Source organism: Comamonas sp. 7D-2, assembly GCF_022749555.1.
Classification (GTDB): domain Bacteria; phylum Pseudomonadota; class Gammaproteobacteria; order Burkholderiales; family Burkholderiaceae_C; genus Comamonas; species Comamonas thiooxydans.
On record NZ_CP094238.1, the window covers coordinates 1,582,555 to 1,594,132 of the forward strand.

The 11,578-nt window shown below is 61.0% G+C and carries 10 protein-coding genes; 5 read left to right on the forward strand and 5 right to left on the reverse strand.

What is annotated here, in order from left to right; genetic code table 11:
- Nucleotides 1-2 precede the first annotated feature (2 nt).
- From MPZ60_RS07140 to MPZ60_RS07155, 4 genes are all read left to right on the forward strand, one after another.
- Nucleotides 3-1,217, forward strand: a complete 1,215-nt coding sequence (locus MPZ60_RS07140) for a thiolase family protein (protein WP_034360356.1) — start codon at nt 3-5, stop codon at nt 1,215-1,217.
- Nucleotides 1,218-1,221: 4 nt separating this feature from the next.
- Nucleotides 1,222-2,166 carry an OB-fold domain-containing protein gene (locus MPZ60_RS07145; RefSeq protein ID WP_034360358.1) on the forward strand — a complete coding sequence of 315 codons (945 nt, stop codon included), beginning with the start codon at nt 1,222-1,224 and terminating at the stop codon, nt 2,164-2,166.
- A 351-nt stretch (nt 2,167-2,517) separates the two neighbouring features.
- The gene (locus MPZ60_RS07150; protein WP_034360532.1) at nt 2,518-2,721 is read left to right on the forward strand and encodes a hypothetical protein; all 204 of its coding nucleotides are present in this window, start codon (nt 2,518-2,520) and stop codon (nt 2,719-2,721) included.
- A 351-nt stretch (nt 2,722-3,072) separates the two neighbouring features.
- Nucleotides 3,073-5,172 (forward strand): TonB-dependent siderophore receptor, encoded by a 2,100-nt coding sequence (locus MPZ60_RS07155; protein WP_034360361.1) that lies wholly within the window; start codon nt 3,073-3,075, stop codon nt 5,170-5,172.
- 149 nt (nt 5,173-5,321) lie between these two features.
- On the opposite strand, the gene tesG is transcribed toward MPZ60_RS07155, so the two are convergent.
- The 5 genes from tesG to MPZ60_RS07180 form a co-directional block, all read right to left on the reverse strand.
- Entirely contained in the window at nt 5,322-6,362 is a 1,041-nt protein-coding gene (gene tesG / locus MPZ60_RS07160; protein ID WP_034360364.1) for a 4-hydroxy-2-oxovalerate aldolase TesG, read from the reverse strand.
- 14 nt (nt 6,363-6,376) lie between these two features.
- Nucleotides 6,377-7,300, reverse strand: coding sequence for an acetaldehyde dehydrogenase TesF (tesF, locus tag MPZ60_RS07165; RefSeq protein ID WP_034360367.1), 924 nt, complete (start codon nt 7,298-7,300; stop codon nt 6,377-6,379).
- 6 nt (nt 7,301-7,306) lie between these two features.
- Nucleotides 7,307-8,101, reverse strand: a complete 795-nt coding sequence (gene tesE / locus MPZ60_RS07170; protein WP_034360369.1) for a 2-hydroxyhexa-2,4-dienoate hydratase TesE — start codon at nt 8,099-8,101, stop codon at nt 7,307-7,309.
- A gap of 4 nt (nt 8,102-8,105) precedes the next feature.
- Nucleotides 8,106-8,945, reverse strand: a complete 840-nt coding sequence (locus MPZ60_RS07175; protein ID WP_034360372.1) for an alpha/beta fold hydrolase — start codon at nt 8,943-8,945, stop codon at nt 8,106-8,108.
- A 79-nt stretch (nt 8,946-9,024) separates the two neighbouring features.
- On the reverse strand, nt 9,025-10,002 hold the full coding sequence (locus MPZ60_RS07180) for a flavin reductase (protein ID WP_003071341.1): 978 nt from the start codon (nt 10,000-10,002) through the stop codon (nt 9,025-9,027).
- Nucleotides 10,003-10,290: 288 nt separating this feature from the next.
- Here MPZ60_RS07180 and MPZ60_RS07185 point away from each other — a divergent pair, with 288 nt between their 5' ends.
- On the forward strand, nt 10,291-11,478 hold the full coding sequence (locus MPZ60_RS07185) for an acyl-CoA dehydrogenase family protein (RefSeq protein ID WP_003071339.1): 1,188 nt from the start codon (nt 10,291-10,293) through the stop codon (nt 11,476-11,478).
- Nucleotides 11,479-11,578 lie beyond the last annotated feature (100 nt).

Below are 11,578 nucleotides of genomic sequence, written 5' to 3' on the forward strand. Positions count from 1 at the left end.
ATATGGGTTTGCAAGGAAAAGCGGCGCTGGTTGGCGTCGCGCAGTACAAGCCGCAGAAGTACGCAACGGCGCCGCGCATGTTCCATCTGGAGCAGGTGGCCGATCTGACGCTGCAGGCTCTGGAGGACGCCGGCATGGAGCTGTCCGAGGTGGACGGTCTGATCACGAGCGCTCCGCACTTTCATGAAGCCAGCTGTTTTGTGCCGGCCATGGCCGGCGAATACCTGGGCGTGCGCCTGAACTTTGCCGAAGTCGTGGACCTGGGGGGAGCCAGTTCCGTGGCCATGGTCTGGCGCGCGGCTGCTGCGATCGAGCTGGGGCTGTGCAACACCGTGGTCTGCGTGCTGCCCTCGCGCATGGCACCGATCTCAGAACATGACGACCACATCAAGGAAGTCATGAAGGCCAGCCGCTTTGGCGGCCACAGCACTCGCTTTGGAGCGCCCGAGGCCGAGATGGACCTGCCCTATGGCCATATGGCGCAGAACACCGGCTATGCCATGATCGCCCAGCGCTATGGCGCGGTCCATGGCTACGACGCGGCCGCTCTGGCACGCATCAGCGTGGACCAGCGCTTCAATGCCTGTCACAACCCCGACGCCATGTTCTACGGTCAGCCCATCACGGTGGATGACGTGCTGAACTCGCGCATGGTGGCCGACCCTTTGCATGTGCTGGAAATCGTGCTGCCGGCTGCGGGCGGCGGCGCCATGATCGTCACGCGCGCCGATCGCGCCAAAACCACCAGACACCGCCCCGTCAGCATCGTCGGCTGCGGCGAGCATGTGAGCAGCAAGTCGCCCACCTATATGGCCGACATGCTGCAGACCCCCATCGGCCCGGCTTCTGCCAAGGCTTTCGAAATGGCGGGCATGCGTCCCTCAGACATGCATATGGCGCAGATCTATGACTGCTACACGATCACCGTGATGCTGACGCTGGAAGACGCGGGCTTTTGCGAGAAGGGCAAGGGCATGGACTTTCTGCGCAACAACGATTTCACCTTCAAGGGCAACTTCCCCATGAATACCCATGGCGGCCAGCTGAGCTTCGGTCAGTCCGGCACAGCGGGCGGCATGTCCCAGGTGATTGAAGCGGTGCACCAGATTCAGGGGCGTGCCGGCGACAGGCAGCTGGGTCGCAACGATCTGGCCTATGTGTCCGGCACCGGTGGCGTGATGAGCGAGCAGGGCGCCTTGATCCTGCGGGGAGCATAAGAACATGGCTTGGAACAAACCTCTGCCCCATCCCACGGAAATTTCTGCGCCGTACTGGGACGGTCTCAAGGCCCACGAAGTGCGCATTCAGCAATGCGATCGTGGACACTCGCTGTTTTTCCCACGCACCCATTGCCCCACTTGCGGATCGCGCACCCTGAAGTGGAACAAAGTGTCGGGCGAAGGCACGCTCTACAGCTTCACCATCGCACGCATTCCCACCATGCCCGAATTCACGGACGAGATGCCCCAGGCCCTGGCCGTGGTCGAACTCCGCGAAGGCGTGCGCATCAACACCACCATGGTCGGCGTGGATCCCGAGGCGCTGAAGGTGGGCATGGAGGTGCGTCCCGTGTTTGACGAGCGCCCCGGCGAGGTCACCCTGCTGCGTTTTACCGCTCGTGCGGGCAGCCACCCGACCGTCATCAAGGCCGACGCCGAGGCCGCAGTTGCGGTTGCCGTGGTGGAGGAGGCTGCCGCAGCCAAGCGCAGGATTTCCGTCAAGGACATCGAGGCCATGAAGTCGCTGGTGTCCGAGGAGTACAGCCCCTGGTCCAACGAGTTCACTGTAAGCCAGGAAGTCATCAACGAGTTTGCCAGGCTCTCCGGCGACGACTACTGGATTCACACCGACCCCGTGCAGGCACGCGAGAAAAGCCCGTTCGGCACCACCATCGCCCACGGCGCTCTGGTGCAGGTGCTGGCCAGTCAGCTCAGGATTCCGCTGGACTACGAGGTGGTGGACTTCAACAACATGGTCAACTATGGTTCGGACCGCCTGCGCTTCCCGACCCCCGTGCCCTCCGGCTGCAAGATCCGTGCGCGGGCTCGCATCAAGGCTGTGGAGCAGGTCAAGAGCGGCGTGCAGGCCACGATGGAGCTCAACATCCATGTGGTCGGCCAGGACCGTCCTGCAGTCATCAACGACCTGGTGATTCTTTACATGTAATCGCCGTTGCCCGCCCGGTGAAGGCGGGTGTTTCAGTTTCTTCAAGGGTTGGGGCTTTGCGCAAGCAAGGCCCTTTTTTTGCGGCCGTTCACGGATGGGATCCTGGCTCTGTTGGAATGCGATAAATATCAGTCAAATTGGCTTTATACCTATGTCTTAAAAGCGATGGCAGCTATCAAATTATTGAAACTCTGCCGGCAGGAGTCAAAGCCATGCGGCGGCGCCATCGGGTCGGCGATCTGGGGTTGCCACCTAAGTAAATACCTGCTCATCAAAATGGACGATGTTGCGTTTTCCGTGCTGGCCATACTGCAAACCAGAAAGGTCATAGAGCCTGCACAGGAGACAAGCATGAAAACCTCTTTTCGCTGGATGAATGCGCTTCGCGCAGTGTCGTTGGTGGCTGCCGCACTGGCGCTGTACCTGCCTGCCATGAACCTGCCGCAGGGTACCGCTGTGGCAGGGCAGGCGGAGTCTGCGGTCAAGCTGCCCGCTGGCATCGTGCTGGCCAGTGCCCAGACCTCCTGGAACGCGGTTTTTGCATCGGGCTATTGAGCCCTGGGCTGAAAGCTCTGCCGGTTGGGCCCTCTCGTTTTCCCTTGATCGGTCCTGAAATCGGCGGCCTGATGGCAGCGAGTTGCCGTTGCATCGGCATCGCCTCCAGCCCGCCTCGGAGGGGCGGATACGGCTTTGTTAAGCCATGGACTCTTGCTGCTTTCAAAGCATGTACATGACTTTGATCTCCAGATAATTTCTGTACTGTAAAGTACAGGTAAATGAGACCGATTCTCGCTTATGATGCGCACGCTTTTGCACAGCACACAGGTTGTAGCCAATTGATGCCGTAGTCCCTGCTGCGGACGATACCCGCCAAGCCGAATTAAAACTCCGTATAACGAGGCATTCATGGCATTGAGGTATTCGCCGCTGGCAGCGGCATTGGGGCTGGCTTTTTCCGGTGCAGCGTGGGCGCAGCAAGCTTCAGAGGTGGTGCTGGAGGAAGTACAGGTCCGCAGCGATCGCCAGCCCGATTCCGGCTACAACCCACCCACGGCAACGAGCGCCACCAAGATCGAGGCCCCGTTGCGTGATATTCCTCAGACCGTGAATGTGGTGCCTCAGAGCCTGCTGCGCGATCAGGTCGCTCAATCCATGCAGGACGCTCTCAAGGCCGTGCCTGGCGTGGGCTTTTCTCATGGTGACGGTCAGCGCGATCAGGTCACCATTCGCGGCTTCTCCGCCATTGCCGACCAGTTTGTGGACGGCTTGCGCGATGACGCGCTGTATTTCCGCGATCTGTCCAATATCGAGCAGATCGAAGTGCTCAAGGGTCCGGCGTCGGTGCTGTACGGACGCGGCTCGTCGGGCGGCCTGATCAATCGCATCACCAAGAAGCCCGGCGTCAATCTCAGTGAAGTGGGCTTGACTCTGGGGCGCTGGAACCAGCGCCGTGGCGAGTTCGACCTGGCGCGCGCGCCGCAGGACAGTGCGGTCTCCTATCGCCTGACCGGAGCCGTTGAGCGCGCCGACAGCTACCGCGACCAGCAATTTCTCGATCGCAAGGCGCTTGCGGCATCGGTGCTGATCAAGCCCAGCGCGGACACCAGCGTGCTGCTGCAGGCCGACTATCTGAAGGACAGCCGCCTCACGGACTTCGGTATCCCCGCGTTCCAGGGCCGGCCAGTCAATGTGTCGCCCGGCACCTATTACGGCGCGGCCAATGCCAGGGATGTGGATGTCAGCCGTGCCGAAGTGGCATCGCTGGGGGCCACGCTGAATCACCGGATCAGCGACAGCCTGTCCTTGCGCAATGCCTTGCGCTACTACGATTATTCGCTGGATAGAAACAACACGCTGGTGGGCTCGGTCAACGAGAAGGCGATGACGGCATCGTTGACCCGGGGCAATGTCCAGCGTGACGAGAGCGGATTTTTCAACCAGACCGAGCTGAGCCAGAAGCTCGAGTTCGCCGGGATGAAGCATCAGCTGCTGTACGGCTTTGAATTCGGCCGACAGAGCAAGGATCTGCTGTCATACAGCCGAGCCAATGTGGCAACGGTCTCGCTGTTCAATCCGGTGCTGCCGACTTTGCCGCTGCGCATCGACGGCAAGCCTGCGGCGGACAATCACAGCGTCTTCAAGGTGGCCAGCGCCTACCTGCAGGATCTGGTCACCATCAGTCCTCAGTGGAAGGCACTGGCTGGTGTGCGCTATGACCGCTTCCAGCAGGAAACGCATGAGCGTCAGCCCGGCAAGCCGGATCTGAGTCGTACGGACACTGCCTGGAGTCCGCGCGTCGGGCTGGTCTATCAGCCCTCGTCGGCGTGGTCCTACTATGCTTCTTGGAGCAAGTCCTTCCAGCCTTCTGGTGAAACCTTTGCGCTGGCTGCCAACAATGCACAGCTGGCGCCGGAGAAAACGACCAGCCAGGAAGTCGGAGTCAAATGGGATCTGCCGGACGGCAAGGCTTCGGTCACGGCCTCGCTATTCAAGCTCGAGCGCACCAATATCAAGAGCGTCGACCCCACAAGCAACACCGTGGTGCCTCTGGGCGTGCAGCGCACCAATGGGCTGGAGCTGACGTTTGCCGGAGAGATTGCACCGAGCTGGCAGGTCTGGGCCGGCTATGCATTCCTCGATGGCGAGATGACCACATCGCCTGCCGTCGATTCCGGCCAGCCGGTGCAGGGCAAGCGCCCCACGCTGACGCCCAGGCAAAGCGCCAACTTATGGGTGACCAAGGCACTGGGCCACGGCTTCGGCCTGGGCGGGGGGCTGAACTATGTCGGTGCCCGGTTCGCTAATCCCGGCAATACCGTGACCTTGCCAGGCTACACCACAGTGGATGCCATGGCCTACTACCGCATGGGCCCCTGGGATGTGCAGCTCAAGCTCAACAATCTGCTGAATCGTCGCTACATCGTGGCCGGTCATGGCAGCGTGCCCAACCTCAACCTGCCGGGCGCACCGCGCTCGGCCCAAGTGGTGGCGCGCTATCGCTTCTAGAAAAGATGTGCCATGTAGCCCGGGCAGGCTGGCCTGGATGGATAGAGGCCTGATGCTCAGGCCGATGCCGCAAAAAAAGGGTTCAACGGCCGCCCCAAGCAGCCGCTGAACCCGATCAAAGTGGCAAAGAGAGCCTGAAGTCAGACGTATCAGGCCGCCACAGCCTGCCTCTGGCGCTCGCGCACCATGGTCAGTGCCGTGTCTTCGATCATGTCTTCCTGGCCGCCCACCATGCCGCGGCGGCCCAGTTCCAGCAGCAGCTCGCGCGCGGGGATGCCGTACTTGGCTTCGGCACGCTTGGCAAACAGCAGGAAGCTGCCATAGACGCCTGCGTAGCCCAGGGTCAGCGCGTCGCGGTCGATGCGGATGGGAAAGTCCATCAACGGCACGACCAGGTCTTCGGCCACGTCCTGGATCTTGAACACGTCCACGCCGGTTTCAATCCCCATGCGCGCGCACACGGCTACCAGCACTTCCATAGGCGTGTTGCCCGCACCGGCGCCCAGGCCGGCAGCCGCAGCGTCGATGCGGTTGGCACCGACTTCCACTGCAGCCAGAGAGTTGGCGATGCCCATGGCCAGGTTGTGGTGGCCATGGAAACCCAGTTCGGTCTCGGGCTCCAGAGCCTGGCGCACGGCGGACAGACGCTCTTTCACGTCGTCCGGCAGCATATAGCCGGCCGAGTCCGTGATGTAGATACAGTTGGCGCCGTAGCCTTCCATCAGCTTGGCCTGCTTGACCAGGCCTTCGGCACTGTTCATATGCGCCATCATGAGAAAGCCCACGGTATCCATGCCCATCTTGCGGGCCATGGCGATGTGCTGCTCGGAGACATCGGCCTCGGTGCAATGCGTGGCCACACGGATGGTGGAGACGCCCAGCTCGTGGGCCATCTTCAGGTGATCGACAGTGCCGATGCCGGGCAGCAACAGGGCCGAGACCTTGGCCTGCTTCATCAGCGGAATGACGGTGGACAGGTACTCCTCGTCCGTATGTGCAGGAAAGCCGTAGTTGACCGAGCTGCCGCCCAGGCCGTCGCCATGGGTCACTTCAATCAGGGGCACGCCAGCGGCATCCAGTCCCGTGGCCACGGACTTCATCTGTTCCAGGGTCATCTGGTGGCGCTTGGGGTGCATGCCGTCACGCAGCGTCATGTCGTGAACGGTGATCTTTTTACCTTTGAGGGACATGTTCTTCTCCTGGATCAGACAGCAACAGCGGCTTCGGCCAACTCGAAACGGCCGGCGAGGATTTCTTCGGCAAACATCTCGGCCGTGCGCGCCGCGGCGGCGGTCATGATGTCCAGATTGCCCGCGTACTTGGGCAGGTAGTCGCCCAGGCCTTCGACTTCCATATAGATGGAGACGCGGTTGCCGTCGATCACGGGGCCGTTGACCAGCTTGTAGCCGGGTACGTATTTCTGCACTTCCTTGATCATGGCGTGCACCGAGGCTTCGATCTCGGCAGGCCTGGGCGTATCCACCGTCAGGCAGTGGATGGTGTCGCGCATGATCAGCGGCGGCTCGGCGGGGTTGATGACGATGATGGCCTTGCCCTTTTGCGCGCCGCCAATCTTTTCCACGGCACCCGATGTGGTGCGGGTGAATTCGTCGATGTTCTTGCGCGTGCCGGGGCCGACCGAGCGGCTCGATACCGTGGCAACGATCTCTCCGTAGCTCACGGCCTGCACGCGCGAAACCGCCGCCACCATGGGAATGGTGGCCTGGCCGCCGCAGGTGACCATGTTCACGTTCATGGCCTTTTCCGCAACCTTCTCGGCCAGATTCACGCTGGGCACGCAGTAGGGGCCGATCGCTGCAGGCGTCAGGTCGATCATCAGCACGCCCAGCTCGTTGAGCTTGCGGCTGTTTTCGGCGTGGACATAGGCGCTGGTAGCGTCAAAGGCGATCTGGATGCCGTCTTCCTTGACAAAGGGCAGCAGGCCATCCACACCGTCGGCCGTGGTCTTGATGCCCATCTCGCGGGCACGCTTGAGACCATCGGACTCAGGGTCGATGCCGACCATCCACACAGGCTCCAGTATGGGGGAACGCTGCAGTTTCATGAGCAGATCGGTACCGATATTGCCGGGGCCGATCAGTGCGCACTTGATCTTTTTTTGCGTCATGGTTTCTTACTCGGTGAATTGAATGGAACAAGTACCCATGCCTTCGATGACCATGTCGAAACGGTCGCCGGCGGCGGCGGGCACCAGGGGGGCGAGAGAGCCAGAGAGAATCACTTCACCGGCTTTGAAAGGAATGCCAAAAGCGCCCAATGTGTTGGCCAGCCAGGCTACGGCTTCAGCTGGGTGGCCCTGCACGGCACTGCCCAGGCCAGAGCCTGCGGGCTGGCCGTTCCGTCGCATTTCCATGGCGGCAGCGGCCAGATCCAGTGAAGCCGGATCTGTGTGCTGCTTGCCGATCACGAAGACGCCGCAGGAAGCGTTGTCGGCCACGGTGTCCTGGATCTTGATCTTCCAGTCCTTGATGCGCGAATCGACGATCTCGAAGCAGGGGGCGACCCACTCGGTGGCGGCCAGCACGTCTTCCTTGGTCACCCCCGGGCCTTGCAGATCCTTCTTGAGCATGAAGGCAATTTCGCCTTCGGCGCGGGGCTGGATCAGGCCGGATGCTTTGAGCGAGACGGCTGCGCCGTCTTCAAACTGCATGCTGTCTGTGAGAAAGCCGAAGTCGGGCTGGTGCACATTCAGCATGTCCTGCACGGGCTTGGAGGTCACGCCTATCTTCTTGCCGATCACACGTTCGCCCGATGCTTCGCGCAGGCGCAGCATGTGCAAGGAGATGTGATAGGCGTCTTCCACCGTCATTTCGGGGTGGCTTTCGGTCAGCGGAGCCAGCGTCCTGGCGGTGCGCAGCGCGTCATACAGGCGCTGGCCTTGCTGTTCGATGAATTGCTTGTCACTCATGGCTTCAACCGTTTTTCATGAAGTCTATGCAGGTGCGGTTGAACATCTCGCGATGCTCGACCTGCACCCAGTGGCCGCACTGGTTGACCAGCACCACGCGACAGTGCTTGATGCCCTTGGCCAGCTTGTCGGCACCGCCCACGGGATTGAAGGCATCTTGCATGCCCCAGAACCCCAGCACATTGCACTTCAGATCAGGCAGCTGCTCGGTCATATTGGGGATGTACAGGCGCTGGCGCGAGGCCTCGGTCTGGGTCAGCGCAATCGGGGCGCGTTCATTGATGATTTCTTCCGTCAGCAGCGACTGGTCCACCACCTGCATGCTCATGACGGCGCGCATGGCTTCGGGGCCGGTCTTGCCCGACTTGTAGACATTGAACATATTGGCAATGCCGGGCATGGCCATATAGGCTTCAAACTCTTCCACGCCACCGGGTGCCATGAGGATCAGGCTCTTGACGTCCTCGGGGTACTTGAGCGCATAGCCCAGCGCCACGGCACCGCCCAGCGAATTTCCCAGCAGGGTGATGTTTTTCAGGCCCAGCTGCTCCACCAGACCTTTGACGCCGGCGATGAAGAAATCCATGTCGTACTGCCTGGGCTCCTCGGTCTTGGACGAGAGGCCGTAACCGAGCAGGTCGGGAACGATGGAGCGAAAGCCGGCCGCAGCAAACTCGGGGTAGTTGCCCTTGAAGTTGCTGTAGCCGCTGGCACCGGTGCCAGCGCCGTGCAAAAAGATCACGGGGTCGCCAGAGCCTTGCTCATGGTAGTGAACGCGCTGAGGATGACCGGCCACATTGCCGATGTCCACATACTTGCCTTCTGGGATGGAAAATTGGCTCATCTCTGTTCTTTATGCTTGGAGTGGATAGGCGAAGGCTGTCTCCTGCCTTCGGGTGAGAAATCTTGGATGACGAGGCTTATCAAGCCCTGGCTTGCCAGAGCTTGGGCAGGCCGGGATCGGTGGCGGCAATCGCCTTTTTGAGCAGATTGCGCAGCGTGGCTGCTTCCATCTCGCCAAGGCTTGCTATCAAATCGGTTTCCACAGCTTTGGCTGCGGCCAGCACACGCAAGATGGCTTCGTTGCCCAGGGGCGTGAGCTGCAGCGACTCAGCGCGCTCGCGGCTTTCCTCCACCCAGCCCTTGCTGATCAGCGACTGCAGGGCCACGGCTCCGATGTCGGTGCCGGTGTAGGCCATGTGAGACGCAATTTCGGCAGGAGACTGGGGTTGCTGGATGCTCAGCAGCGAGAGCACGTAGAAATCGGCATCGGTCATGCCGTAAGCCGCCATGGGCTTGCGCAAGCCGCTCAGGAATTGAAAGTGCGCGCGGCCCATCAAATATCCGATCAGGTTTTCCGAGTAGGCGGTATTGGTGTCTGCGGCAGGTTCGCTGGCCACGGCGTTGGCCTTGCGTGAAGCCAGGGCGTAACCGCCGGTCACGTAGAGCAGGGGAGGGTGTGGGTTGGCGTCGTAGTCGGTCACCTCGCCCACAAAGATGATGTGGTCGCCGCCGTCGTACTGAAATGCCGTCTTGCACCTGAAGCGCGCACTGCAGTCCTGCAGCAGCGGGGCATGGGCTGCCTCGGAGTCCAGCGGCAGGCCGGAGAACTTGTCTTCGCCAGCACGGGCAAAGCGGTTCGACAGGGCTTCTTGCTCGTTGGAGAGGATGTGCACATTCCAGGTGTCGGCGTTCTGGAACACAGGCAGGCTGCGGGCGTTCTTGGCCAGGCTCCACAAAACCATGGGGGGCTCCAGCGAAACCGAGTTGAAGCTGTTGGCGGTGATTCCTACAGGCTCGCCATTCTCTGCACGGGTGGTGACGATGGTGACCCCGGTGCCAAACATGCCCAGGGCGCGGCGAAAGTCTTTGGGGTCGAAGGTTGCTGCAGTGCTTTGCATGGGGTGAATGTCTCCTTGGTGCAAGAGTGCTGCGAACAGGGCTTTTATGAATCCTTCACATGGACTAGCAGCGCAAAACAGGGCTTGGTGTTTGTCCTAGGCTCCGTGTTTTTGCTGTGCGGGATCAGGCTTTGGAGAAGTCCGCAAACGCCTGCTTCATCGTTAGTCTGATCGGACGATGAACGGAAAATTGCATGGTGAGAGCATTTCTGTCATAGGCGAAAAGGCCTTGCCCACCACACCACAAGCCGTCCGGTGGAGCGGCAACTGGAGACCTGAATGAACACAATGACAGATAACTACCTCACTCCTGATGCGCTGGCTGTGATCGAGCGTGCCAAGGCCCTGGCGCCCAAGCTGGCGGCACGCGCGCAGCAGGCGGATCGCGAAGGAAAGATCAGCGACGAAACCGTTCAGGAGATGGCTGAGGCGGGGCTGTTCCGTGTGCTGCAGCCAAAGCGCTGGGGTGGCTATGAAATGGATCCCCGTGTGTTCTACAGCGTGCAGATGGAGCTGGCCAAGGGCTGCATGTCCACGGCCTGGATTTACGGGGTGGTCGGCGTTCACCCCTGGCAGCTGGCGCTTTTCCCCGACCAGGCTCAGCAAGATGTGTGGGGCAAGGATAACGGCGTGCGCATCGCCTCGACCTATATGCCTACTGGCAAGGCCGAGCCCGTGGAAGGCGGATTCAGGTTCAACGGTCGCTGGAGCTTTTCCACCGGCTCCAAGCATTGCGACTGGCTGTTTCTCGGCGGTCTGCTGCCCAAGCGTGATGGCACGCCTGGCCTGGAGCATGTGACTTTTCTGGTGCCCAAGGCGGACTACCGCATTGAGGACAACTGGGATGTGCTGGGCCTGCGCGGTACAGGCAGTCATGACATCGTGGTGGAAAACGCGTTTGTCCCGGCACATCGCATCCAGTACACCAACGACCACAGCGATGTGGGCTGCCCCGGTCGCACGGAGAACACCAGCTGGCTGTTCCGCATCCCCTTTACCCATGTGTTCCAGCGTGCGGTGTCCACCGCCTGCCTGGGCGCGCTGGAAAGCGCCATCGCGTCGTTCACCGAGCGCGCGACGGCGCACGTTGGAAAGCATGGCAACAGGATGGCCGAGGACGTGAACGCACAGACGGCCGTGACCGAAGCCACGATTGCGCTGGACCAGCTCAAGATGGTTCTCTTCCGCAATTACGCACGCATTGTGGATGCGGCCAAGACTGGTATTCAGCTGACGCTGGAGGAGCGTCTGCTGCAGCGTGCTCAGGCGTCATACGTTCCCAAGCTGACGGGCTTTCATGCCAATGAGCTGATGCGTGCCTGCGCAGCCAGCGGTACTTTCAAGAACAACCCCATCGAGCGCATCTTCCGCGACATCCATCAGGGACGTACCCACATTGCGAACAACACGGATGCCTATGTGCGCGCCTATGGCTCGCATGTGCTGGGCATTCCCAACCAGGAGCCCTTTGTCTGATTGAATTCAGGCCAAGCTGCGGCAGCGCTCTCACAACGGAGGCTGCCGCCAGCGTCTATTTGCGAGAGTCCATCCATAAAACAAAAGATTGACGGAGACA